Source organism: Marinoscillum sp. (assembly GCF_965229915.1).
GTDB lineage: Bacteria > Bacteroidota > Bacteroidia > Cytophagales > Cyclobacteriaceae > Marinoscillum.
In genome coordinates this window covers 3,531,856-3,557,253 of record NZ_CBDDJZ010000001.1, presented here as the reverse complement: position 1 = coordinate 3,557,253, position 25,398 = coordinate 3,531,856, and the positions used below count along the sequence as shown (strand labels likewise).

The window sequence follows — 25,398 nt, the reverse complement described above, 5'->3', positions numbered from 1 at the left end:
TCCTAAAACCCAGCTTGTTCGACCAAATGATCCGTTTATTGGTCTAGTGAATACTTCATTACGATATCATAAATAATTGAAGCGGCTAATTTGGCTGTGCGTCCATCATCATAGAGCGGGTTGAGCTCCGCCACATCAAAACTGACCACTTTGCCAGTAGAAAAGATATGATCAACTAGTCGACGAATGATCACCGGATCCACACCAAAGGCTGCTGGAGCACTTACACCAGGAGCTGCAGATGCTGGCAGCACATCCAGATCCAACGTCAGGTATAGATGATCCACCTCCTCTGAAAACTGGTTGATCTCACTGAGGCAATTGTCAATACCATACTCCAGATCCTTCTGTGAAACATATTGCTGACCTGCTGCACGATGTACCTCAAACAACACTTTTTGATTTCCCGCAGGGTTGATCCCAATGGGTAAATAATGGAAAGTAGTCCCTTCGCTATAACAATCATCCATTAATTGGCGAAATGGAGAGCCAGAGTGTGGTCCTGCCGGGTAGGGACGCAAGTCAAAATGCGCATCCAGGTTAATAATCCCAAGTTTTTTTTCAGACCCAATCCATTGACGAATACCTGTGCCATGACCGTAGGAAATCTCATGACCACCACCCAGGACTATGGGTAGATATCCTTTTCTTAGCAGTTTCTCCACCTTTTCTGCCAGTTCTAGTTGTGATTGCTCCAGGTCAGACCCATCCGTCACTACATCTCCCACATCTATCAACTGGTAGTGGTTGGGTTCAAAATGCAAGGCCATCTTACTCAATGCTGCTCGCAGCGCTTCTGGCCCTTTGGCTGCACCAACTCTTCCAGAGTTTCGCTTCACGCCTTCGTCAGACTGATAGCCTAAAAAAACAATCTGATTAGGTTGATGACTGTCTGGCAAAGTATCCACAGACTGAAACTGGACCACTTGATGCCAGTAAAATGTATCTTCCGAACCGGCTGGATCAATTCTCCCAAACCACTTTTCACGAGTTGTCGTCACATAGCTCATACTAGCACTCCTTTCTTCCAAACCATGTCTGGTTTCACTTTGCCTTGATTGTAAAAGATCTCACGAAAATCTTGAAGTGGAAATGCGATCATATCCGCCAATTTTCCCGGCTCCAGTATACCACGATCACTTAATCCCAAGGCTTGGGCGGCACGGAATGTGATACCTGCCAGCAACTCCGCACTGGATAGTTTCTCATAGATGCCCAGCAAAGATGCCTGCACCAACAGATCACCCATAGGTGCCGAACCCGGATTCCAGTCAGTGGAAATAGCCAAGGACGCCCCGGCATCCAGCAGCTTGCGAGCTGGAGTGAATTGCATGCCCAATCCGAGCGACGCGCCAGGAAGTGCCACAGCTACCGTGTCAGATGCGGCCAGCAACTTAATTTCTTTTTCTCCTGAAGCTTCCAGATGATCAGCGCTTAATGCTCCTACCTGAACCGCTAACTCACTACCGCCTGTGGTAAACTGATCTGCATGCACCGTAATGTCAAACCCCATACGACGCGCCTCCTGAAGATATGGTAAGGCTATATCCACAGGAAAAGCATTGTCCTCTACGAAAATATCTACCCGTTTGGCCAAGCTCTGAGACTTTAGTGTTGGCAACAAATCCCTGATAATCAAATCCAGAAACTCCTGCCGCTCCTTGTCTTTTGGACAAACATGAGCAGCAAGACAAGTAGCAATAATATCAATAGGAGTATGTGATTGAGCCTGAGAGAGGGTTTCCAATATTTTCAACTCATGTTCAGGTTCCAACCCGTACCCAGACTTCACCTCTGCAGTGGTCACGCCATCCGCTATGTGTCGATTGGCTCTCTTCAAAAAGCTACTCATCAATTCACCCGAGGCAGCTTCCTGCGTTTTTCGCACCGAATCAAAAATTCCACCACCATTGGCGAGGATTTCCTGATAGGACTTTCCGGCCATCCGCATGGAGTAATCCTGCGCCCGATTGCCTCCCCAAATCATGTGGGTATGGCAGTCGACTAATCCTGGTACCAATACATGCTTCTCAGCAATCTCCACCACTTCATCAGCACTGGATAGATTTGGCTTAGCATCGAATGACTCTACCTTTCCATTAGTCACTGTTATCCAGTGATTATCAAAAAGAGTCAGATCCTCATCCGCAATACTTCCTTTCAAAGACAAACCACTTAGGGGTACGATTTGTGTAAAAGGGCCAATAATTTTGGTGTTGTTCATGTTGTGTGAATTTAACTTAGGCAAGTTACCTAAGAGATTGTTTTACATCTCTAGGCAAGTCTGGTAAATGTTGATTTTTCGGCAACAAATATGGTTTTTTCATCGAAATCGACGAACACATTTCCTTATAAAGTACGTACTTTCATTTTACCATCGACTAGCCGGTTTGACAAATGACACATCTAACGGACATACCATTAGATGAGCTGTTACATTTTTATCACGACTAACTATCATCATTATGTCAAACAAAGTAGAAAAAGCATTTGAACATGCGAAAAAAGAAATCTCTGGTCTCAAGGCAATTTCAGCCGTAGAAATAGAATCAGGATTATCCCACGGTTCACTTATTGTGGACGACAAATTTGACCTGGATGCCGCCAGCGCCTACAACGCCGAGGTGATCAAAGCTAAGATCAAAGCAAAAAATGCCATGGGCATGCAGAAAGAGCACATTGAATTGATGATCATCGAACTTTCTTCGCAGATCCATTTGATCCAGCCGACCACCGATGAAAAGTACATCATCTACATGGCGTCTGACAAATCTACCAACGTAGGGATCGTCAGAAAGGTGATAAAAGCCATTAGTGGTGAGATCCAATCTGCCTTAAACTAGGTATTTATGCTTAAGGAAAGATTTGCTGAACAGATCAATGCTTATAAAGATCAATATGTCCCCGACGGACATATTGATCTATTGGAGGGAGACGATATTCAAAGGGACGCTCTGCTGGCTGATTTGCCACTTTTAGAAGGAACATCCGCCATATTTATCCAAAAACAACCATCTCTATTCATCTATCAAAAGATCACCCCGCATTTGTTTCTCAAAATCACAGCCAGCGATACGGTTTACAACATAGGCATCATGAAAAGCGTTGCGGGTAAGATCTCTCAGTCTATCCGTACCAATGCCATCACTTCTACCTAAAACATACCCACTATGCAATCGGTCAGTTTACTAGGTCATTATGAGCCCGACAATCAGGAAGTGCACCTGAAAGTCAATAATTCTACTCGCAGCAGCGATCCGTTAGTGCACAAGTATTGTGAAAAGATGATCAGTGAAAAACTTGAAGCTCTGACTATAGAATTTGACGATGAGACGTTCATTTATTTTACAGAGGAAAACAACAAAATAAGGTTCATAGAAGGTCCCGTAAGAGACTATGCTCGACTGATAGCGAAGGTGAAATCCGGACTGGATGGAGAGTATGTAAAGCCGGAGAAATCGGAGCTACAGCCTCAGCCTGAAAAAACGATCATTACGGCAGACACATCTGTGGATGACAGCACCAGGATTCATGAATCTTTGGGCCAACCAATTCAGCATTTTCAAAAGGCCTACACCAAAGCAGAGATCTTTTTTAATCCATTTGAAGCACCTGGAGGTGACTTTTACTGGACCCGAGACTATCAGTATAAAAACTTCGTGGTAGTAGGAGACTGCACTGGTCATGGGATGCAGGGTGCTCTTATAGGCATGTCTGTAATGACTCTATTGAAGCATTTTTTCAAACTTCCGCCGACTAATCTGGCTGAGTCAATTACTGAATTTCATACCCAAATGTATGATCTGATGGAAAACGAAGCATTGAATGTCTTCGATGCAGAGCTAGGTTTTATCTATCTGGACAAAAGAAACAACTCACTTTCCTTTGCAGGATCTGGAATCAATATAATTTATAAAAATGCCGAAAGCTGCACCAACTATCGGTCTAGTAAAAGATCTCTGGTCAAAGGACAGGTGGAACTGGCCAACATAGAGGCCCAAAAAGGTGACCAGATTTTTATCTACTCCGATGGAATCACTGACCAGTTTGACAATGCCAATCAACGCAAACTCGGCACCAAAGGACTCATGCAGCTGGTTAGAGAATTACCCACCGGTGCTACCATCGAAGATTTTAATAGGCAGTTTGACTATTTCAAAGGGGCAACAGAACCACTGGATGATCAAACCATGATGATCCTGACCGTCTAGTATCCGTATTTATCCTTCCAGCGATTCCGCAAGAATTTGCGCATCTCCTCTTCCCGTGGGTTTTTGCCAGGATCATAAAAAGGAGTATTGCTCAAGGCATCAGGGAGAAACTCCATTTCTGCAAAATTACCGGGGAAATCATGTGCGTATTTATACCCCTGCCCGTATCCCTGATCTTTCATGAGTTTAGTTGGCGCATTTCGAATAGCCATCGGTACAGGCAGATCACCACTTTTGCTAACTTCAGCTTGTGCTTTGTTGATGGCCATGTAGCTGGCATTGCTTTTTGGTGAACAAGCCAGGTAGGTCACACATTGTGACAAAATGATTCGAGACTCGGGGTAGCCAATGACATTCACAGCCTGAAATGTTGTGTTGGCCATGACCAAAGCTGTGGGGTTGGCATTACCGATATCCTCTGAAGCTAAAATCAATAGTCTGCGTGCAATAAATTTCACATCCTCGCCTCCTTCAATCATTCGAGCCAGGTAATACACTGCTGCGTTGGGATCACTGCCTCGGATAGACTTGATAAATGCAGAAATGATGTCGTAGTGCATCTCCCCTTTCTTGTCGTAGAGTACGGTTTTGCGCTGGGCCACATCGATAACCCGCTCATCAGTCAACTCTGATTTACCATTCTTCTCGAAAGTTTTTACCACCAGCTCAAAGAGGTTCAGCAGCTTACGTGCATCGCCACCAGACAGGTTGAATAGGGCCTCTGTTTCTTTGATAGTCACACTTACCTTCTTCATCTCCACATCCTGGGACATTGCCTGCTCAATAATCCGTTTGAGGTGCTCTTTGTCCAGGTGGTTGAGCGTGTACACCTGACACCTGGAGAGTAATGCCGCGTTAACCTCAAAACTCGGATTTTCAGTGGTGGCTCCGATCAAGGTAATCGTCCCCTTTTCTACCGCCCCAAGAAGTGCATCCTGCTGACTTTTGTTGAAGCGATGGATCTCATCGATAAATAGAATGGCTTTGCTACCAGACCGAATGTTGTTGATGACATCTCTCACATCCTTCACACCTGAACTAATGGCACTTAAAGTATGAAAGGCCATTTTCACCTGATTGGCTATGATATTGGCGAGGGTTGTTTTTCCAGTGCCTGGAGGTCCCCACAGGATCATAGATGGGACCCGACCCGCCTCAATTGATCTCCGTAAGATACCTTTAGCACCAACCAGATGCTCTTGACCGATCAACTGGTCGAGAGTAGAAGGCCGCATTCTTTCCGCAAGTGGTGAATTATCCTGAAACATGATTTGACTTAAAGTTATTGGTTAATTTTATCCAAGATTATTCAATAGAATATTTTTTCAAATCAAATATCCCATTGAATAATGACGAAAAATTCCTTACTCAGGAATCTTTGTCAGGATAACCGCAGCGACGGACCATCCGGGCATCCCCAGTTGAGGGTCGTCAACCAAAAGGCAAGTTATGCGAATCGCATAATTTGGGTTAAGGAATCCTGACAGCTATGAAAAACCTATCCACTTTCCTGATAATCTTATGTGTAGGTCATACTCTGCTCGCTCAAAACAAGTACGAAGATAGCCTCCGTCTGGAATCCACCATTGAATGGCTGGAAGACAAACTCACTTACAATTATTACAACGAAAGTGACGATGAATGGTGGATCAATCGGTTTACCTTCAACGAGTCCTCAGAAACAGTAACCATTAAAAACATTGCTTCACCGCACCTGGAGGCCGTTTCAGATAAAACCTACCTCCAGCTAAACTTCCGGTTGGAAGAGTTAAACCCCTACACCATTCAAGTATCAGAAACCGAAAGCAATACGGGAAGACTGGTAAAAGGTAAAACCATCCGAATAGGAGCCTTTGAAAAATCGATCAAACGCGTAAAAAACGGCCGGCTATCAACCAATCAGTCATTCATTTACCTGTCTATTCCCAGCTTTTTGGAGGATAGCGCTCAGAATTATTCGGAAACCATCGCTCAGAAATTAGAGGAAGTAATCAGGCTTTCCACTCGAGTCTACAACCAGGATCATAGGTCCAATATGAACTCATTGAAGCGAATGCTCCATGGCCAGTTTATAGAAGAGTCTGGCACCCGATGGGTAGTCAATAACCTGTTTGATAATGTGATAGAGCTAACTGTCAGTTCCAAAACGAATGAGTTAATAGCAAAACATGTCATCAGCCTCGGAGATCAATTGGAAGTTACATCCATATCCAATGCCGGTTTGAAACAGCACCAACTCATGCGAAAAGATGGTCCGGAAATCAACTACTCTGACGAAACACTTGGAATCAAACTCATCAATACGAATGAACTCATCTGGGATAATACCACACCCACTGTCCTCATCCGAGACTGGATGGCAGAGTACGATTCGCCCAAGTATCGTTAAAAAAATAATCCCGGGTAATCCCGGGACCATTTTCACTTTAGATGTTGTTTAGGGTAACATTGTTAATTATCTGATCTGGTCTCTAGTCCCAGAGAGCTCAGTACTTCTCCATACAGCTCTACTTCAGACGATTTGGGGTTATACTCTTGTGTCATGAAGGAAAAACAGTACTTCACAAATCTCCTTTTATCCTCTTCATTCTTTAAATGGAGAATGTCGTACTCTTCCCACTCTTCTAACACTTCGAGTGTGTCATCTTTAGGCACACCTAGGTGCTGGCCGATGACTACAATCTCCTCCCTCTTGGCCTCCGGATTACTCACCAACTTGGCTAGAGTACACAAAGACTGCATGGTTGTTCGGTCTATTTCTGTGAATGTCATACCAACGGGTTTAGATCATTGTATTAGTGCAATATTAAGTATTGCAAACGTTTGCAAAAAGTTTTTTCTGAGAAATATTTTAACACTTCAAAGGGTTAATCGATTACTTATCTAATTTCGAACAACTCCTAAAAGTGGCTGATGATTTCTAAACAAAACCAATCAAACATTGGAAATTTTTTATTCCGATACCGCGGAGAGATTCCAGTGCTCCTTTTGGTGATTGGATTAGTCGTCAGGTACAATCATTACGCGGCGGGCAACCTCTATGATAGCACTTATGACTATGCTTGCCTGGGCATCTCATTGGTGGGTTTTTGTTTCAGGATACATGCCGTAGGGTATTCGCCCAGAGGTACCTCCGGCCGCAACACTGGCCAGCAAATGGCTACCAACCTCAACATGACTGGCCTATACAGCATTGTCAGGCATCCATTGTATCTGGCCAACTTCGTTATTTGGCTTCCCATAGCCATGCTCAGCTACAGCAGCCTGTTTTGCATTGCGTTTCTCCTATTCTTTATGATGTTTTACACTTATATCATTTCGGTAGAAGAAGAATTCCTATCCAAAAAGTTTGGCCTCTTATATGATGAATGGAAAAATGAAACTCCTGCCTTCATCCCCAATTTCACCCTCTACAGTAAGTCCTACATGGCTTTCAACTGGAAAAAAGTACTACGCAAAGAAAAAAATGGTCTGGCTGCCATTTTCACTACCTATTTTTTGTTTCAAGTAGCGCACGCTCTTGGATCACACCAGAGTGTCATTATCTTCATCAATGAAAATGTCTTCTGGATCATCATGTTCGTTCTTTCGGTGGTCAACTATCTGGTGATGAAGCTGCTGATGCTCAAATCACTGTGGGTATATGCCTCCAATAAAGACCAGAAAAGTGAGATTAAGTGAGATTAAACGACACTTGGCACTGCTGCTGGTGGGGCTGCTCTACGGTGCCAACTACAGTGTAGTAAAAACAGTCACACCGGAGTACATCGCGCCGTTTGGGTTCATTGTAGTGCGAGTGGCCCTTGCTGCGGCTTTGTTTTGGATGATCGGCTTGGGTATCCAACAGAAAATCAACTGGCAGGAAGATGGCAAAAGAATCGTGCTTTGTGCTTTGTTTGGCGTTGGGATCAACATGCTCTTTTTCTTCAAAGGGGTTAGTCTCACATCCGCCATCAATGGATCAATCATCATGACGCTCACGCCTATCATGGTATTTATCACCTCTGCTCTCATTATCAAAGAACGTATAACAGGGCTCAAAATCACTGGTTTGATTGCAGGTTTTATCGGTGCATTTATAATCATCTACCAGGGTATGGACAAGGGATATGAAGGTGACTGGAGAGGGGATGTACTCGTGATACTGAATGCCATGAGCTATGGCGCCTATTTAGTCTTGGTAAAACCTCTCCTTAGCAAATACGATCCAATAACCATTGCCAAATGGATTTTTCTCATTGGCTTTTTTATCATATTGCCAGTTGGGTGGGGCGAGTTTTGGGAAATCAAGTGGAGCACTCTGCCATCCAAAACCTATCTGGGCATGGCCTATGTCATCCTTGGCGTTACATTCTTGGTGTACATCATCAACATCTGGGCAATGAAGAGAGTAAACCCATCAACGGTCGGAGCCTATATCTACGTACAGCCAGTATTCGCCGTAGTGATCGCCAGTTTGTTTTATAACGAGACGCTTACTGTGATCCACCTGTTAGCTGCCATTATGGTATTTACAGGAGTTGGGTTAATTGTTCGTCCCTTTAAAGGTTAATCGTCTGATAGTAGACCAGGTACCACTTACCATCTAGTTTCTCAAACCGACGTTCAATAGAGAATCCGGAATCCCTCAACCAAACCTTATCGATCACTACAGTTTCTTTTCGAATAATTTCCGTATCATACTCTGGATCAGAGATATCCGTAACTTTCTGAACATGTGGTTCCCATTCCTCCTTACGCCAGGGCTTTTCTCCGTCTAAGTCAACGTACTCTCCCTCCAGCGGAAACTGCACACGGGACAACTGAAAGTCCACGTCTTGGTGAAACTGGTCATAGAACTCATCAAAAGATTCATCTACTCGAGAGGTGTTTAGCTTTTTGGAGCACCCGACAAGTAGGAATAAAATAAAGCAGGTTAGGTAGGTTCTTTTCATAGGTTCTTAATTATGGTAACAGCCTTACTCAGCTGATCATCGTTAAAATCAAGATGGGTCACATATCGAATGGCCGTTGGACCAAAAGGCACAGCCTCCAATCCAGCTTCCGATAATTCTGCCAGTAGCGAAGCTGGTGTTATTCCCTCCAATTCAGCAATGACGATATTGGTTTCTACAGGAAGGACTTCTTTCACAAAAGACTTTTTGGACATTTCATCACCAAGCACACGCGCTCGCTCATGGTCCTCTTTCAGTCGGTCTATGTGATGATCCAGCGCATAGTCACAGGCAGCTGCCAAATAGCCAACCTGCCGCATGCCTCCTCCAAGAACCTTACGAACACGCTTAGCCTCTCTAATGGTCTCCCTTGATCCCAACAAAACCGACCCAACAGGTGCTCCTAAGCCTTTGGAAAAGCAGATCGAAATGCTATCGAACTGTTTTCCGTATTCTTTTGGGTCTTCTCCAGTTTCCACCAAAGCATTGAACAGACGAGCTCCATCCAGATGCAACCATAGACCGTGTGCATCACAAACCTGACGAATACGCTGAATTTCCGCAAGGTCGTAGATACATCCACCCCCTTTATTCATGGTGTTTTCTAGCCCAACGATTCGGGTCCTGGGTAAGTGAATGTCGTCTGGATTATTGATATTGCTAGCCACCATCTCTGCTGTGAGACGTCCACGATCACCATCTAGCAATTTGGGTGACAACATGGAGTTGTAAGCCATACCACCACCTTCATAAAGGTAAATGTGAGAGCGCTTGTCGCAGATAACCTCGTCTTGTGGTTTGGATGCCACTCGAAGTGCTATCTGATTGGTCATGGTGCCAGAGGGACAAAAAAGTGCTGCTTCCATCCCAAACATAGCAGCTACTCGCTCTTGTAGCTCATTGACCGTAGGGTCGCTTCCAAACACATCATCTCCTACTTCGGCAGCTATCATAGCCTGAAGCATACCCTGTGTGGGTCTGGTCACCGTATCGCTTCGCAAATCAATCATTTAGCTAAAATATCCAACTTTAGCTATAAAAAAAGCCTTCGGGAGAACTTGTCTCCCAAAGGCCAGACTTCACATTATGAGTAATTGATCTTTAGGTAATAGTAGTACCGGTCAAACAATCAGAGGTTACATTTTTTATTAGAAAAACTATCTTTGGCGCTACTCAATAAGAACCATGATCATTCATTTCAAAAAAGGAACGGATCCAGCCAGAATCGATCAGCTCACCAACCGACTGAACGGGCTTCTTGTCCATTTGGCTGGCGACACCCGACTGATCACATCCTCTAAAATCAAATCTCCTCCTACTGAATTCGCAGACATCATTGATCAGTTTTTTGTCATGGAGTCCGATATCCAGCTGGCTCACAAAACGTATCTCAACCGGCGAACCATCCAGCTCAATGATCTTACCATCGGCAATGGTGAGAATACTCACCTCATGGCCGGTCCTTGCAGTGTAGAATCATGGGAGCAGATAGATCAAACAGCAGCTTTTTTGAAAAATCTAGGCATCAGAACGCTTAGAGCAGGTTGTTTCAAACCACGCACTAGCCCATATACCTTCCAGGGACTGGGAGAAGCTGGGCTGGAGATGCTAGTGAAAATTCGGGAAAAACACGGTTTAAACATCATCACCGAAGTAAAAGACAGCACTCATGTGGATGTAGTACTGGAGCACACGGATATTGTACAGATTGGTACCAAAGCGATGTATGACACATCTATTCTAAAAACTTGTGGCAAATCCTCCAAACCTGTATTACTCAAGCGCGGGTTTGGCACCACACTGCAGGAATTCGTACAGGCGGCGGAGTTCATTCTATCACAAGGCAACACTCAGGTGATCTTGTGCGAGCGCGGTATTCGGACATTTGAAAACAAAACTCGGTTTACGCTGGACTTAACCGGTGTAGCCTATCTCAAAGAGTTTACTAACTTACCTGTTGTTGTAGACCCAAGCCACGCCATGGGCTACCGATATGGTGTACCAGACCTTACACGTGCAGCGGTGGCTATGGGCATAGACGGATTGTTAATAGAAACGCACCCCGCCCCTGAGCAGGCACTATCAGATGCCGCCCAACAGCTCAATTTTGATGAATTTGAAACTATGTATCACAGCCTGGAGCCTGTAGCCAGGGCAGTAGGTAGAACAATCGTTTGATGACAAAAGAAAAAGCAGATAAAATCAAAATGCTCATCCTGGACGTGGACGGCACACTTACAGATGGAGGCGTTTATGTGATGGAAGACGGCAAGCAGTTCAAAAAATTCAATGCCAAAGATGGCATGGGCATTCGTCTGGCGATGAAAGCAGGCGTGGAGGTAGGCATCATTAGCCACAGCATGGTCAGCGAAATGGTGACTTCACGAGCCAATGCCCTGAAGATGAAATACTATTATGTAGGTGAACAACCAAAACTGGAAGTGCTCGATAGGTGGCTGGAGGAGTTGAACCTAAGCTATGAGCAGATCGCTTTTATAGGGGATGACGTCAATGACCTGGAGATCATGCAAAAGGTAGGGTTTAGTGCTTGTCCTTCAGATTCTGTAAAAGCCATAAAAGAAATAGCAACTGTTACCTTATCTCAAAAAGGAGGCGATGGTGCTGTCAGAGAGTTCATTGAAGACTACATTCTTCCTCTACACACTTAACATGCCTATTTGCGCTCGTCTAGCTTCCTGACGAACTGGGTAAAGAAAAACATTGGCATAGGCCATAACTGCTTTTGGAATTTCTTTTTGAAGAACCCGAAATGCCCAATCCGCTTCAACTTGAGGTTTTTGGGAGAAATGAATTGAAAAGTTGTCACCGCATTCTTATACTGATGCATGAGCTGCTGAGTAGCACGAGAAGGTCCCAATAGCTTATCATCTTCAATGTTGACAAAATGAATAGGGATTTTTACTGTTTCAAACTGATGACGTGCTTCTGAATTTCCTAGTATGACACCTTCTCTGTGAATTCCCCATTTCCTCCATTCCAGAGCTACCTTTTTCGGAATAGGGATATTACCACCCATCGCCCAGCCAGGTAGATAGTCATAAATAAATGTGGTAACCGGAATCAAAATAAACCAGAAAAAAAGCACATAGAGCAACCAAAGTCCTCTCCAACAACCAAAATAAGCCGATTGTGATCCGACCAGATAAGCAGCGGTGATGCGGTTTTTACTAGCGGCTTTGGGAAAAATCTGCCCGGCTACACTGTGCCCGATCAAAAATACTTTGTCATATCGCTTGTCGGCCCATTCGATCACAGCTTCTGTGTCGTACTTCCCCCACTCACTCATGGTAGCTTTTGAGTCAATAACTGAGCCATCCAGTGACTGACCAATACCACGGTAGTCAAACGTAATCGCATCAAAGTCCGGATAATCCGCTGCGTATTCAGCAAAACGCCGATAATATGCCTGTGGGGCACCCGTGGCAGGCCCAACTATGATCAGGTGGTTGCTTTTCTTCTCTCCAGTGTATAGAGTCGCACTTATTTCCGTGTGATCTCCTGTGGTGATCACTAAAGCTTCAGCTTGAGCCATTCTTACTTTTTGTACAGTCGGTAGAAACGCTGACGGTTTTAATCAACTGGCGTACACAAATGTATATATATACTTTAAATATGGGAATCCATTTGTCAATCTTCCCATTTCAAATATTTTTGCAGCACAAATAGAAAACAATCCAAAATGAGTGTTCTAGTCAATAAAGATTCTAAGATCATCGTGCAGGGCTTCACAGGTTCTGAAGGAACCTTCCATGCATCACAAATGATCGAATATGGTAGCAATGTAGTAGGTGGAGTAACTCCGGGCAAAGGAGGACAAACTCACCTGGACAAACCGGTATTCAACACAGTGAAAGAAGCTGTGGACGCTACCGGTGCAGATGTCACCATCATATTTGTGCCACCTGCTTTCGCTGCGGATGCCATTATGGAGGCTGCCGATGCGGGAATAAAGGTTATCGTCACGATCACAGAAGGTATTCCTGTGAAAGACATGATGGTGGCCAAGCCATATGCTAAGAAACGCGGTGCGACACTAGTAGGCCCTAACTGCCCAGGAGTAATCACACCAGGTGAAGCTAAAGTAGGGATCATGCCAGGTTTCGTATTTAAGAAAGGAAACGTAGGTATCGTTTCTAAATCAGGAACACTCACATACGAAGCTGCAGATCAGGTAGTAAAAGCTGGACTCGGTATCACTACCGCTATCGGTATTGGTGGGGATCCAATCATCGGTACTTCCACCAAAGAGGCTGTACAAATGCTAATGGATGATCCAGAAACGGAAGCAATCGTGATGATTGGTGAGATCGGCGGTAACTATGAAGCAGAAGCTGCCAGATGGATCAAAGAAAATGGAAACAAGAAACCAGTAGTCGGATTTATCGCTGGCCAGACAGCACCTCCAGGCCGAAGAATGGGTCACGCGGGTGCCATCATAGGTGGAGCTGAAGATACCGCAGAAGCCAAGATGAAAATTATGGCTGAAAATGGTGTACACGTGGTAAAATCACCAGCAGATATCGGAGAAACGATCAAAAAAGTGTTGGCTTAAGACAGTCACGATAAAAATAAATTCAAAACCGGCTAAATCTTTTAGCCGGTTTTTTGTTTTAAGAGCATTGACATAAATTCGAAGACCTTTAACAAGTCCAGTTATGAGAAATTTCAGAAAGCCCCTTTTCCTTTTATCGATTGTTTCTTTGATCATCTTACTAGCCTGTAAGAAAGAGAATGAAGAGCCGCAGACAGAATTCGATAAAATCAATAACTGGATCTACGCCAACATGGATTTCTATTACTTCTGGACGGATGAACTCCCAGGTAAGCCGGAAACCAATGTGAATCCAGAAAATTTCTTCGAAAGCCTCTTGTCAAATAAGGACCGATTTTCATTCATCTATGACGACTATGAAGAGCTGGTCAACCTACTCAATGGGGTCACTCTAGAATCTGGATTCGAATTCAAACTCTACCTGGAAGAAGAAGGCAGCTCGAATGTCATCATGCAGCTGAGCTACATTAAGGATCAATCTCCAGCGGATGATCTGGGTCTGAAACGTGGAGATATCATCTATCAAATCAATGGACAGCAACTAACCACCTCTAACTACCAAAGTGTGTTAGGGGACATTAACAGCTCCTATGAGGCCTCATATCGCCGGTTCAACTTTGACACGGAGGAGTTTGAAGATCAGGGAACCTTTAACCTCACTCCTATTGTATTCAGGGAAAATCCATTTTTGCTGGACACAGTGTATGAAATTGAGGGTAAGAAGATTGGGTACCTGGTGTATACATTTTACTCTCCTGGTCAGGATGGCAGCTATGATGCTCAGATGGATGCCATATTCGGAGAATTCAAAGCGGCTGGTGTGCAGGATTTTGTGCTGGACCTTCGCTTCAACTCCGGAGGCAGTGAAACTTCAATGAAAAACCTGGCCAGTCTAATGGTACAAAATGTTTCCAGTACTGATCTGGTATTTAAAAAGACATATAACCCACAAGTGGAAGATCTGATACTGGAAGATGATGATCTGGGCGAAGATTTTCTGAATGTCAAGTTCTCAAACAAGGCGGAGAATATTGGTTCCCAGCTGACGTCCGGTACTGTCTATGTACTGACTTCTGACAGAAGCGCCTCGGCCTCTGAAGTCACGATTAACTCACTGAAACCGTTCATGGATGTCTATGTAGTGGGAGATACGACTGTCGGCAAAGACGTAGGTTCCATTACCATCAATGATGAAGACAATGATGCTAACGACTGGGCCATACAGCCGATCGTGGTGAAACTGGTCAATAACAATGGCGAGGATTATCCAAATGGATTTAACCCAAACCTGGTGATCGAGGATAGATTCCTGGTTTTGAGACCATTGGGTGATATCAATGAGCCACTGCTGTCAGGTGCCCTGGCGGCAATCGGTGTACTGCCGGCGAGGGTTGATATCCCTCGAAGTGACCTAACCACTCCGGTTTATTCATCTCTTGATGAGAAAGAGTATAACGGCAAGTTTTTGTTGGAGAAAAGACTAAAGTAGGTGCCTGAGCACCTACTTTCATACAGGCGGTGCTATTGTATCAAGAGTTGTTTTCAAATCGATGATATTGTCTAATTGCTCTTATCCGGCGTATGATTACCCAAACTACCAGAACCACTCCTAGAAAAAAGCCTCCAGTGGGCACTTCGGATGAAAGTATAGCAGCCAGTACAATCGCCAAAAACAGCCCTACAACTGCCTCTCCATACAATTGACTGCCTCCGATCATATGCGATCGGCCTTCTGACCTAACTCCATAGACGGCTTTCATCCATAAAAATCTGGCAATAAGAAGGTCCATTTCTTTACCCGTGTCCAAGTAGGATTCAATGAAATTACTTGTCCTGACGTTGCGGAGGGTGTGATTCCCAATTTCGATGACTGACCTTGTGGTGGTGGCCGTACCCATTTTGCTATGCCGTACTGTTCCTGCACCTACCACATGTAGTTTACCTGAATAAATTTTCATTTTTTAGCGAAAATTATCTTCTGGATCGCTCGACTAGAAAAAAAATATACGAAGAATGGATAAGGTCTTGTACAACGAAACCTTCCTCTTGTGTAGGATCAATTTACCCCTTTGTCCTTATAATCTCGAACTTACTGAGAATCTCGGCTCTTTGTGGTTTAGAAATGGTGATTGGAAATTCGGTTTCCTTACCCTTCAAATAAAGCATATTTCCATTGATTCGGTCCACTTTGCTCGTATTGATCAAATGTTTCCTGGAGACTCTGTAAAAATTAGGATGGTCAAACTGAGCAATAAAGGTCTTTAAATTAGTGGTCAATTGGTAATTTTTGGTCTCGGTGATCACTTTCACGTAAGCACCATCAGCCTCCACATAGATGATATCTTTCTTATAAACTTTGTGATATAAAAAATTATCAGGCACGAATATCGCATCCGAGGACGGTTCGTAAGGCTGATTTTTCGACTTGAAATTAGCTATTGCCAAATCAATATTGATAGTGAACTCACTGATCTTGAATGGTTTGATTAAAAAAGCAGCTGGGTGAGTTTGCATGGCTTTTTTTACCGTCACAGATTCAGAGTTGGCCGTAAGATAAATGACCGGACACCGATGAAATTGGTAAATTCTGGTGACTGTTTCCACACCATCCAAATCTCCCTCTATGAGTATATCTGCAATGATGATCTCTGGGGTGAAGTCTTTCGTTTTCTTGATCGCTTCCTCGCCAGATCGAGCATTCCCTACCACTACATATCCAAGTTGCTCAAGCTTAAATCGTAGATCCTCTGCTATCAGTAAATCATCCTCGATGGTTAAGATTCTATAAGGCATGGGTGTGGCAGTTTGTATTGTAAACTACGTCACAATCAGTACTTAATCAATCGGTCTTGCAAAAGCTCGATTATTTCTTGTCAATAGTCAGTACCTTCTTGCTAGGCTGGGAGACTCAATCGATAGCGAAAGCCAGCATCACTCTCTATGCTATAAGTACCCCGCAGCTGATTCGATTGAATGCGGACAAGCTGATTTCCAAACGAAGCTGAGCGCTCCCAAACATCAGCACTTACACCTGGTCCGTTATCTCCATACTCCAGAATCAATACGTTTCTCTTCATGCTTAGGCTAAGGTGTACTTCCATTGCCGTGGCATCAGGAATATGCTTGACGCTGTTGGTTAAGAGCTCATTAACTATCAATCCAAGGCTGGTAGCCTTTTCTACTGGCAGATTGACCACATCGTCAATTCTTATCTGGTAAGTAATCTCTCGATTGACCGCATAAGTAATCTCATCGATCAAACTTTGAAGGTATTCCTTTAGATTGACCTTACCAATATTCTCACCCTCATACAGCATCCTGTGAAGTAGGGCTACAGAGTTTACCCGCGATTGACTATCAGAAAGAGCCTCTTTCGCATCAGTAGACAGCAACTTTTGGGATTGTAAACTCAGTAGACTCGAAATCATTTGGAGATTATTCTTTACTCGATGATTTTGTTCCCTTAGAAGAAGTGAATTTCTAATAGACAATCGTTTATTCCTGCGGTAGAGTATCAATAGAATGATCAAAACACCTGTAAAGACAATAAGGATCAATGCTAGCAACAACACTCTGAAGTTTGATTCGTTTAGCAAATCATTGGTCACTTCCAGTTGTTCACTTGTCTTGCTCACTTTGTACTTTTGGTCCATTTCATGAAAAGACTCCTCATGAGCCGCAATAATCCTTGCTTCATAGAAACTCATCCCAAGTTCAGAAAGTGCAATCAGAGTATCCAGACCATGTGATTTGGCAATAAAATGATGAAGATTTTTGTAGTAAGAAAACTCGTTTCTCAACTCTGTCAGTTCAGCATTTTTCGCTATCTCATCGAGCAGTATTCTAGCCTCAGCTAAACGATCAGTATCTAGTAAAAACTTAGTATATAATCCAGAAGCATGGTCAAACAGTTGTGGATCATCAAACTGTTCCAACAAGGACATTATTTGTTGATAATGATTCTCAATTTGATCTTGGAAATCTCCAAGTCCAAACTCCCGTTTTCGTAGATAACCACTTAAAATCCCCCTATGTCCCCAACCTCTTGTTACTGGATTTCCCTCCACAATTGCTCTCCCATGCCAGTACATTGAAGAATCTAGGTTACTTAATGCCAGATCCCAATCACGATCCTTATAATGCTTGGCAAAGGCAAAATAGAGCATGCCATATCTATTGCAAATATCCGGAACAAAATTCCTACCTGAATATGCTTGAGCATAGCGATAAGCCAAATCCACATAAAATTGCGCCTGCTCTCGTGCTTTAGTTCCATGCAAATTTGTGGTAAGCACTGCCGCAAAACGAATGACATTGACGGTATCGCTTTCCCGCTCCGAGACTTGTAGACTATCCATTATCATTTCCAAAAAACCACTTTTGGAATACCCCTTCCTGGAGGGTTCGGATATTTGTCCAGAAGCCGCCAGAGCTGAAATCATCAATGCTATAAATACGGTCTTTTCGAATTTTCCCTTGAAAAATATGATTTTCATGCAGCGGTGAATATTCGTTCAAATTAATCAATTAACAGGTTGATTTTTCCGCTTTTGATAAATTGATTTTGCAAACTAAACTTTCCGTATTACGTTTGCTCCTCAAATCGGCAAATGATCGATTTATAAAGAAGCGCTGAGAGACAGGCTCTGAGAAGCGCTAGCAACCCCCACCCTAAACGGGAAGGTGCTAATCCCTGAACGATAAATTGATAGTTATGAAATTCAACAGCATCTCGTTCGCGAAAGCAAACGCTTCTCTGCAAGGCATTGAAGCTAGTCACACAATTATTTCTGATCATATCAGCAGACGACGTTGCTGTATGTGCTGCATGCACTAATACGCGAGTTTGAAATAAGCATCTTATTCAACTTGCCGGCCTGGTCATTTTGACTGTCTCAGTGTCAGAAAAGCACACATACAATTCTTTCTTATTACACTTAAATAGCAAAAGCAATGTCTGATTATAAATTCGAAACACTACAATTACATGCAGGTCAAGAAGTAGATCCTACTACTGGATCACGCGCAGTACCTATCTATCAAACCACGTCTTACGGCTTCAAAAACTCCGAACATGGAGCCAATCTCTTTGCACTCAAGGAGTTTGGAAACATCTACACAAGGATCATGAATCCAACCACGGATGTTTTTGAAAAGCGCATAGCGGCCTTGGAAGGTGGAGTGGCGGCTGTGGCAACCGGATCAGGACAGGCTGCCCAGTTCCTTGCCCTCAACAACATCCTTCAGGCTGGTGATAACTTCATATCCTCATCCTTTCTCTATGGCGGCACTTACAATCAGTTTAAGGTAGCTTTCAAAAGACTTGGAATAGAAGCACGTTTCACAGAAAGCGATCAGGCTGAAGATTTCGAAAAGCTCATCGATGATAAGACCAAAGCCATTTATTTAGAGACACTTGGGAATCCTGGTTTCAATGTCCCTGATTTTGAGGCGATTGCCGCGGTTGCAGACAAGCATGAAATTCCATTGGTTGTTGACAACACCTTTGGGGCTGGCGGATATTTGTTCCGACCGATCGAACATGGTGCTGCTATAGTGACAGCTTCGGCAACCAAGTGGATTGGCGGTCATGGAACCAGTGTAGGTGGAGTGATCATCGATAGTGGGAAGTTCAATTGGACCAACGGCAAGTTTCCTCAGTTCACTGAACCGTCGGAAGGATACCATGGACTGGTCTTCTGGGATGTGTTTGGTGAAGGAAACCCACTAGGCTTACCAAATATTGCCTTTGCTATCAGAGCTCGTGTAGAAGGCCTTCGTGACTTTGGACCAGCTTTAAGCCCGTTCAATAGTTTCTTACTATTGCAAGGATTAGAAACACTTTCGCTTCGTGTACAGCGCACAGTAGATAATGCACTGGAACTTGCCGAATGGCTGGAAAGCCATCCATTGGTAGAGTCCGTAAATTATCCAGGACTGGAAAGCAGCAGCTATCACGAATTAGCTAAAAAATATCTAAAAAATGGGTTTGGTGGAGTTTTGAGCTTTACCATCAAAGGAGAAAAAGAACAGGCCATCAGCCTGGTAGACAACCTAAAACTTGTCAGTCATCTGGCCAATGTAGGTGATGCCAAAACGCTCATCATCCAGCCGTCGGCTACCACGCATCAGCAGTTGACCAACGAAGAACAGCTAAATGCCGGTGTGTTACCTAACCTACTTCGGGTATCCCTGGGTATTGAGCACATCGATGACATAAAAGCTGATTTTCAACAAGCATTTGAAAAAATATACGCTCAGAGCTTAATAAATGAGTAATACGATAACAGCCATAGCGCCAAAGGAATTAATCCTCAAAGCCAAAGATCCGATCGTTCTGGAGTGTGGTGACACACTCCGGAACGTGACGATCGCCTATTCTACCTGGGGCACACTCAGTGCTGACAAAAGCAATGTGGTGTGGGTATTTCACGCTCTTACTGCTAATGGAAATCCACACGAGTGGTGGCCTGAAATGGTAGGAGCTGGCCAGGTGATTGATCCGCAGAAACATTTTATCATTTGTGCCAACATGCTGGGCTCATGCTATGGGTCTACCGGACCCAAAAACATGAACTTTCCATTGGTGACTATCAACGACATGGTGAAGGCTCACAAAATCCTCAAGGCACATTTAGGATTGGACAAAATCTATCTGGGTATTGGTGGTTCTATGGGCGGTCAGCAACTACTGGAATGGGCTGTACAGGAGCCTGAACTATTTGAAAACATCGTGCCCCTGGCTACCAATGCTTTTCACTCTCCCTGGGGAATAGCTTTTAATGAAGCCCAGCGAATGGCTCTGGAAAACATCGATTCTGCTAAAGGGTTAGAAGCTGCTAGAGCAATAGCGATGCTTTCTTACAGACACTATGATACCTACCAGTCCACTCAAAAGGATGTAGATCATCGGTGGGATGACTTTGCAGCATCTTCTTATCAGCGCTATCAAGGCGAAAAACTAAGAAAACGATTCTCGGTGCAGAGCTACTATTACCTGTCCAAAGCAATGGATAGCCACCATGTAGGGCGACACTTTGGATCGGCAGAAGCTGCATTAAAGCGAATCAAATCAAATACTCTGGTCATCGGTATTGATAGTGACATGCTATTTCCCCCTCACGAGCAGGAGTTCATCGCAAAAAACATCCCCAATTCTCAAGTAATAGTCATCTCTTCCAAATACGGACATGACGGATTTTTAACAGAGGCCAATACCATTACCCAACTACTAAAAACATTTATCAATCATGAGTAAATCTATCGGACTTTTCGGTTTTGGCGAGGTAGCCAGAGGTTTTTACCAGGCGCTGCAATCCAGCCAACTCGATGCGTCTATCAAGAAGATCTGCATCAAAGACGCAGCAAAACCTCGCGACCTGGATCAAAGCTTTTTCACCTCAGACCCCACTGTTTTACTCAACGATCCAGACATTGATATTATCGTAGAGTTAACAGACGATACGGAAATTTCATACGAAGTGGTGAAACAGGCACTTACCAATGGCAAAGCAACCATTTCTGCTAATAAAAAAATGATCGCTGAAAACATCAGTGAAGTGTCGCACTGGCATCAGACCTATAGTGCTCCGTTTATCTATGAGGCGTCAGTGGGTGGATCTATCCCCATACTGCAAAACCTGGAACAATTCTTCAAACAGCAGGAAATCCACGAAATTCGTGCTATTCTGAATGGCTCCACCAACTACATCCTCACCCAAATGCAGAAGAATGGGCTTTCGCTGGATGAGGCGCTAATTTTGGCTCAAGAAAAGGGATTTGCAGAATCAGATCCAGAGCAGGATATTTCGGGTAGAGATGCCCTATACAAAATAATTATTCTCTCCTACCATGCATTTGGTGAAACGATTGGTAACCTGGATCAGCTGAGGGTAGAAAGCATCACCAACATGGAAGATCACTTCTATGATCTGGCAAAAGCTCAGGGATTGAAGATCAAATCCATAGCCACAGCAAAAAGGAAAAATGGTAAACTCTCAGTGAAAGTCCAACCGGAACTCATTTCTCAGGATGACGAACTGTTCGGGATTGAGCATGAAAACAACGCGATTGTAATCGATGGCAATCTGTCTGGCAAACAAGTCTATACTGGCAAAGGAGCAGGAAGTCTTCCCACCGGAGCTGCCGTTTTAAATGACCTCTCACTGGTCCTTTCAGGCTTCAGGTATGGCGCTAGAAAAAGTATCGGTGGATTGAAAAAATCCGCTTAGAGATAGCGGATTAATCTGGTGAAAATCAAACAATCGGTTGGTGCTGTCGTTGATTAATGTATACCGATTATTATTTAGAATCTAAATTATTAACGATATGAGCGCTAGCAAAACACTTTTAACTTTCATCACAGGAGTAGCATCTGGACTGGCAATTGCCTACTATGCAGACCCAAAAGGAAGCAAGCAAAAGCTCAAGAAAATTGAGAAAGACATCAAGAAAACCCGCAAATCACTGGACAAAAAACTAGATGAGTACAAAGGGTCTTACAATGATGTAGTAGAAAAATATGCCTCCAAGTCTAAGGCGCTAATAGATGAAGCCAAAGGCATTGTAGATGGAGCTAAAGCAAAGGCAAAAACTTAAATTTCTGTTTGATTTATATTATAAGGCGACATAACAGTCGCCTTTTTTTATGCCGTGAGAAACGATATGACAGCCATGTACAGAAAGGAAGCTCCCAGGGTCTGTAGCATTTGGATATGAAACTGTCTCCTGTCCACTGCATTAAAGGCTTGCCAGTTTTGTATGTAATTTTCCAACGGATGTATTTTGGTAGATTTTGTGGGCATATCGGGCGATTTTATTTACTCAAATGTACAACACTCACCCGTCACGATCTTGCCAAAAAGCCTCATGTTCTCGCCAATTATTTTTTAGGTCTCGGAATCAGCGCAGGCACTTCTTCTCTGTACTGCTCATACGCTGCACCAAACTGATCCATTAGCTTATCTTCTTCCCATTTAATACCAAATGGTAAGTATAGAAAAATGATTAGGTCGCTTACCAAAATAATGTCAGTAGGATGATAAAAGAACATTCCAATCAGAATCAGAATGGTACCACTGTAGATCGGATGACGCACATGACCATGAACACCTGATCGTACAAGGTGCGTTGACTCCTCTCTCTTCAAACCCAGAAAGGAGAGTCCAGAGAGATGTCTAAACGAAACCACCACCAATATCACACCCCAGGAAGCTAGAATCATCGCTCCATATTTTAGCCATCCTGGCGATGTGAACAATACCTGCTTCTCAGCGACTGCCATTTGCATCAACACAAATCCAATACCAACAATACTTAGTATAGCGTATATCAAACGGTACCAGGTCGGGCCTACCTGCAGTTTGTCTGATGCCCAGCGCTTGACCTTACCAGAAGCCAGCGAACTGTGCACCAACAAATAAATAATCCAAAGCGAAGCAATAAACAGATATGTATTTAGGCTCATCAAAAAGTTTAAATTTGCGGCCATCAAGATAATATAAACAACTATGGCAGCAGTCAAAATCGGTATTATTAAGGAAGGAAAAGTACCTATAGACCGAAGAGTCCCCCTCACCCCATTTCAGGCCAAGCAAGTAAAAGAACGCTTCCCGGATGTAGAGGTGGTTGTTCAGTCCTCAGATATCAGATGTTTCACTGACGAAGATTACCAAAATGAAGGACTAACCCTGGTAAAAAATGTGGATGATTGCGATGTGTTACTTGGAGTGAAGGAGGTACCTATCCCAAACTTACTTTCTGGAAAAACCTACTTTTTCTTTTCCCACACCATTAAAAAGCAGCCATATAACCAAAAACTACTCCGATCACTGCTGGATCAGAAAATTAGAATGGTGGACTATGAAACGCTTACTGATCAGTCAGGCAAACGAATTATTGCATTTGGACGCTGGGCAGGTATTGTAGGAGCATACAACGGAGTTTGGACGTACGGTCAGCGATACAATCTGTTCAACATCCGTAGAGCCAATGAATGCTTTGACCTGGAAGATCTGAAAACCGAGTATGCCAAAGTGAAGCTACCTGCCATCAAAATAGCCATAACAGGTGGCGGTAGAGTGGCCAAAGGTGCGATGGAAGTAATGCATGGCATGGGCATCCGTAAAGTGACCCCGGCTGCCTACCTGACTGAAGACTATGATTACCCTGTATTTACCCAACTGAATACGAGAGACTATCACATCAGAAAAGAAGGTGGGGAATTCAGTCGACATGAATTTTACAAATCCCCTGAGAATTATGAATCCGACTTTTTGAAATTTGCACATTCCACCGACCTGCTGATAGCTGCGGCATATTGGGACCCAAACTCACCGGTACTTTTCAAAAGAGAGGACATCACCAAGAGTGCTTTCAAGATCAATGTCATTGCTGACATTACCTGCGATATCGAGGGTTCTATCCCAAGCACAAAGCAGCCAAGCACTATTGAAGATCCGGTGTATGATTACAACCCGAGCGACGACCAGGTGGAGGCTGCATTCACCGATGAAGGCAATATCACGGTGATGGCCGTGGACAACTTACCATGTGAGCTCCCACGAGATGCCTCTGAGAGCTTTGGCAATGAGCTACTAAATAACGTATTGCCAGAGTTATTAGGCAACGATGACAAAGAAGTGATCAAACGTGCCACTATCACCGGAGATGGAGACCTGACTGATCGATACGAATACTTAAGAGATTACGCAGAAGGAAAAGAATAACCCATGAAAATATTAGTCACAGGCAGCAACGGACAGCTTGGATCTGAACTGCAACACTTATCTAAAGAGCAAGCAGAATTGACTTTTGATTTTACCGATTATCCCGGTTTGGACATTACCAGCACCGAGCAGGTAGAAGCGGCCTTTTCCGAAGGCAATTATGATTTTTGCATTAATTGTGCTGCTTACACTGCAGTAGATAAGGCTGAGGAAGAAAGGGAGAACTGTGACCGCATCAATGTGCTGGGCAGCAAAGTGCTGGCCGAGGCCTGCCAAAAACACCACGTAGTGTTGATTCATATCTCTACCGATTTTGTATTTGATGGGACGTCCTCCCGGCCGCTAAAAGAAGATCAGGCAACGGCCCCTGTCAACTACTATGGAGAGTCCAAACTCAACGGGGAAAAAGAAGTAATGAAGGCAATGGACACGTACTTCATATTCAGAACCTCCTGGCTATACTCTACTTTTGGAAACAATTTCGTGAAAACGATGATCAGGCTTTCCGAGTCCAGGGACGAACTAAATGTTATTGCTGATCAAATTGGCAGCCCAACCTATGCAAGAGATCTGGCCCAATCCATATTAGCGATCATCAACTCAGGCAGTAAAGCGTATGGTCTTTACCATTACAGCAATGAAGGGGTGGCTTCCTGGTATGATTTCACCTGCGCCATATTTGAATACAAAGACATCAACACAACTGTCCATCCCATCCCAACTGAAAAATACCCAACACCTGCTGCCCGTCCGCATTACAGTGTGATGGACAAAAGCAAATACACTGAGACTTTTGGGGAGTCAATTCCGCACTGGCGAACCAGTCTGAGACAATGTTTGGCAGCTCTTGATTAAATCATTCCATTTGAGGTATCATTTGACTTATTCGCCTCTTTCACCAGATAAAGTTTGGCGAATCGAGCGGTAAACCGTTAATTATATCATATTACGAA

General features: G+C 43.8%; 28 protein-coding genes and 1 riboswitch. Of the genes, 16 read left to right on the top strand and 12 right to left on the bottom strand.

Annotated features, from left to right (window positions below; translation table 11 throughout):
* Positions 1-35: 35 nt before the first annotated feature.
* Together hutG and hutI are read right to left on the bottom strand one after the other, a co-directional pair.
* Positions 36-1,031: a formimidoylglutamase gene (hutG, locus tag ACO067_RS15200; RefSeq protein WP_421875469.1), complete on the bottom strand. Its 996-nt coding sequence runs from the start codon at positions 1,029-1,031 to the stop codon at positions 36-38.
* The gene (gene hutI / locus ACO067_RS15195) at positions 1,007-2,224 is read right to left on the bottom strand and encodes an imidazolonepropionase (RefSeq protein ID WP_421875467.1); all 1,218 of its coding nucleotides are present in this window, start codon (positions 2,222-2,224) and stop codon (positions 1,007-1,009) included. The genes hutG and hutI overlap by 25 nt, the downstream gene beginning before the upstream one ends.
* 241 nt (positions 2,225-2,465) lie before the next feature.
* Between hutI and ACO067_RS15190 the strand changes: the two genes are divergently transcribed.
* Genes ACO067_RS15190 through ACO067_RS15180 form a run of 3 tightly spaced genes read left to right on the top strand, consistent with a single transcriptional unit; the run spans position 2,466 to position 4,211 of the window.
* A complete protein-coding gene (locus ACO067_RS15190) occupies positions 2,466-2,843 on the top strand; it encodes a hypothetical protein (protein ID WP_421875465.1) in 378 nt (125 codons plus the stop codon).
* 6 nt (positions 2,844-2,849) lie between these two features.
* The gene (locus tag ACO067_RS15185; protein WP_421875463.1) at positions 2,850-3,158 is read left to right on the top strand and encodes a hypothetical protein; all 309 of its coding nucleotides are present in this window, start codon (positions 2,850-2,852) and stop codon (positions 3,156-3,158) included.
* A 12-nt stretch (positions 3,159-3,170) separates the two neighbouring features.
* Positions 3,171-4,211, top strand: coding sequence for a PP2C family protein-serine/threonine phosphatase (locus ACO067_RS15180; protein WP_421875461.1), 1,041 nt, complete (start codon positions 3,171-3,173; stop codon positions 4,209-4,211).
* Here ACO067_RS15180 and ACO067_RS15175 read toward each other — a convergent pair.
* Positions 4,208-5,479 (bottom strand): replication-associated recombination protein A, encoded by a 1,272-nt coding sequence (locus ACO067_RS15175; RefSeq protein WP_421875459.1) that lies wholly within the window; start codon positions 5,477-5,479, stop codon positions 4,208-4,210. The two genes, ACO067_RS15180 and ACO067_RS15175, sit on opposite strands and share 4 nt — an antisense overlap.
* A 221-nt stretch (positions 5,480-5,700) precedes the next feature.
* Between ACO067_RS15175 and ACO067_RS15170 the strand changes: the two genes are divergently transcribed.
* Entirely contained in the window at positions 5,701-6,600 is a 900-nt protein-coding gene (locus ACO067_RS15170) for a hypothetical protein (protein WP_421875457.1), read from the top strand.
* 62 nt (positions 6,601-6,662) lie between these two features.
* On the opposite strand, the gene ACO067_RS15165 is transcribed toward ACO067_RS15170, so the two are convergent.
* Positions 6,663-6,983: a hypothetical protein gene (locus ACO067_RS15165; RefSeq protein ID WP_421875455.1), complete on the bottom strand. Its 321-nt coding sequence runs from the start codon at positions 6,981-6,983 to the stop codon at positions 6,663-6,665.
* Between the two features lie 141 nt (positions 6,984-7,124).
* On the opposite strand from ACO067_RS15165, the gene ACO067_RS15160 reads away from it, so the two are divergent.
* Complete coding sequence (locus tag ACO067_RS15160; RefSeq protein ID WP_421875452.1) at positions 7,125-7,892, top strand: methyltransferase family protein; 768 nt, start codon at positions 7,125-7,127, stop codon at positions 7,890-7,892.
* A complete protein-coding gene (locus tag ACO067_RS15155) occupies positions 7,855-8,763 on the top strand; it encodes a DMT family transporter (protein WP_421875450.1) in 909 nt (302 codons plus the stop codon). The genes ACO067_RS15160 and ACO067_RS15155 overlap by 38 nt, the downstream gene beginning before the upstream one ends.
* Here the strand turns inward: ACO067_RS15155 and ACO067_RS15150 are convergent.
* The gene (locus ACO067_RS15150; RefSeq protein ID WP_421875448.1) at positions 8,753-9,145 is read right to left on the bottom strand and encodes a DUF4348 domain-containing protein; all 393 of its coding nucleotides are present in this window, start codon (positions 9,143-9,145) and stop codon (positions 8,753-8,755) included. The genes ACO067_RS15155 and ACO067_RS15150 overlap by 11 nt on opposite strands.
* Entirely contained in the window at positions 9,142-10,155 is a 1,014-nt protein-coding gene (locus ACO067_RS15145; protein ID WP_421875446.1) for a threonine aldolase family protein, read from the bottom strand. Before ACO067_RS15145 ends, ACO067_RS15150 begins: the two co-directional genes overlap by 4 nt.
* Before the next feature lie 175 nt (positions 10,156-10,330).
* Here ACO067_RS15145 and aroF point away from each other — a divergent pair, with 175 nt between their 5' ends.
* On the top strand, positions 10,331-11,323 hold the full coding sequence (aroF, locus tag ACO067_RS15140; protein ID WP_421875444.1) for a 3-deoxy-7-phosphoheptulonate synthase: 993 nt from the start codon (positions 10,331-10,333) through the stop codon (positions 11,321-11,323).
* Positions 11,323-11,814: a KdsC family phosphatase gene (locus tag ACO067_RS15135; protein ID WP_421875442.1), complete on the top strand. Its 492-nt coding sequence runs from the start codon at positions 11,323-11,325 to the stop codon at positions 11,812-11,814. Before aroF ends, ACO067_RS15135 begins: the two co-directional genes overlap by 1 nt.
* A gap of 5 nt (positions 11,815-11,819) precedes the next feature.
* On the opposite strand, the gene ACO067_RS15130 is transcribed toward ACO067_RS15135, so the two are convergent.
* Positions 11,820-12,698, bottom strand: coding sequence for a hypothetical protein (locus tag ACO067_RS15130; RefSeq protein ID WP_421875439.1), 879 nt, complete (start codon positions 12,696-12,698; stop codon positions 11,820-11,822).
* Between the two features lie 147 nt (positions 12,699-12,845).
* Here ACO067_RS15130 and sucD point away from each other — a divergent pair, with 147 nt between their 5' ends.
* Both sucD and ACO067_RS15120 read left to right on the top strand, forming a co-directional pair.
* The gene (sucD, locus tag ACO067_RS15125) at positions 12,846-13,718 is read left to right on the top strand and encodes a succinate--CoA ligase subunit alpha (protein ID WP_421875437.1); all 873 of its coding nucleotides are present in this window, start codon (positions 12,846-12,848) and stop codon (positions 13,716-13,718) included.
* 103 nt (positions 13,719-13,821) lie between these two features.
* Positions 13,822-15,207 (top strand): S41 family peptidase, encoded by a 1,386-nt coding sequence (locus ACO067_RS15120; RefSeq protein ID WP_421875435.1) that lies wholly within the window; start codon positions 13,822-13,824, stop codon positions 15,205-15,207.
* Positions 15,208-15,247: 40 nt separating this feature from the next.
* Here the strand turns inward: ACO067_RS15120 and ACO067_RS15115 are convergent, their stop codons facing one another.
* From ACO067_RS15115 to ACO067_RS15105, 3 genes are all read right to left on the bottom strand, one after another.
* A complete protein-coding gene (locus ACO067_RS15115) occupies positions 15,248-15,676 on the bottom strand; it encodes a hypothetical protein (protein ID WP_421875433.1) in 429 nt (142 codons plus the stop codon).
* A 103-nt stretch (positions 15,677-15,779) separates the two neighbouring features.
* Positions 15,780-16,511, bottom strand: a complete 732-nt coding sequence (locus tag ACO067_RS15110) for a response regulator (protein ID WP_421875431.1) — start codon at positions 16,509-16,511, stop codon at positions 15,780-15,782.
* A gap of 101 nt (positions 16,512-16,612) precedes the next feature.
* Positions 16,613-18,214, bottom strand: a complete 1,602-nt coding sequence (locus ACO067_RS15105) for a sensor histidine kinase (protein WP_421875429.1) — start codon at positions 18,212-18,214, stop codon at positions 16,613-16,615.
* A 120-nt stretch (positions 18,215-18,334) separates the two neighbouring features.
* Positions 18,335-18,439, top strand: a riboswitch (SAM riboswitch).
* A 232-nt stretch (positions 18,440-18,671) separates the two neighbouring features.
* On the opposite strand from ACO067_RS15105, the gene ACO067_RS15100 reads away from it, so the two are divergent.
* The 4 genes from ACO067_RS15100 to ACO067_RS15085 all read left to right on the top strand — a co-directional run bounded on the left by ACO067_RS15100 (position 18,672) and on the right by ACO067_RS15085 (position 22,316).
* Entirely contained in the window at positions 18,672-19,997 is a 1,326-nt protein-coding gene (locus ACO067_RS15100) for an O-acetylhomoserine aminocarboxypropyltransferase/cysteine synthase family protein (RefSeq protein WP_421875427.1), read from the top strand.
* Positions 19,990-20,976 (top strand): homoserine O-acetyltransferase family protein, encoded by a 987-nt coding sequence (locus ACO067_RS15095; protein WP_421875424.1) that lies wholly within the window; start codon positions 19,990-19,992, stop codon positions 20,974-20,976. The genes ACO067_RS15100 and ACO067_RS15095 overlap by 8 nt, the downstream gene beginning before the upstream one ends.
* A complete protein-coding gene (locus tag ACO067_RS15090) occupies positions 20,969-21,949 on the top strand; it encodes a homoserine dehydrogenase (RefSeq protein ID WP_421875422.1) in 981 nt (326 codons plus the stop codon). The genes ACO067_RS15095 and ACO067_RS15090 overlap by 8 nt, the downstream gene beginning before the upstream one ends.
* 97 nt (positions 21,950-22,046) lie before the next feature.
* Positions 22,047-22,316, top strand: coding sequence for a hypothetical protein (locus tag ACO067_RS15085; RefSeq protein ID WP_421875420.1), 270 nt, complete (start codon positions 22,047-22,049; stop codon positions 22,314-22,316).
* 47 nt (positions 22,317-22,363) lie between these two features.
* On the opposite strand, the gene ACO067_RS15080 is transcribed toward ACO067_RS15085, so the two are convergent.
* Positions 22,364-22,522: a hypothetical protein gene (locus tag ACO067_RS15080; RefSeq protein WP_421875418.1), complete on the bottom strand. Its 159-nt coding sequence runs from the start codon at positions 22,520-22,522 to the stop codon at positions 22,364-22,366.
* Positions 22,523-22,599: 77 nt separating this feature from the next.
* Positions 22,600-23,184 carry a methyltransferase family protein gene (locus ACO067_RS15075; protein WP_421875415.1) on the bottom strand — a complete coding sequence of 195 codons (585 nt, stop codon included), beginning with the start codon at positions 23,182-23,184 and terminating at the stop codon, positions 22,600-22,602.
* Between the two features lie 43 nt (positions 23,185-23,227).
* Here ACO067_RS15075 and ACO067_RS15070 point away from each other — a divergent pair, with 43 nt between their 5' ends.
* The gene (locus ACO067_RS15070) at positions 23,228-24,445 is read left to right on the top strand and encodes an NAD(P)-dependent oxidoreductase (RefSeq protein ID WP_421875413.1); all 1,218 of its coding nucleotides are present in this window, start codon (positions 23,228-23,230) and stop codon (positions 24,443-24,445) included.
* Positions 24,446-24,448: 3 nt separating this feature from the next.
* The gene (gene rfbD, locus ACO067_RS15065; RefSeq protein ID WP_421875411.1) at positions 24,449-25,300 is read left to right on the top strand and encodes a dTDP-4-dehydrorhamnose reductase; all 852 of its coding nucleotides are present in this window, start codon (positions 24,449-24,451) and stop codon (positions 25,298-25,300) included.
* Positions 25,301-25,398: the final 98 nt, after the last annotated feature.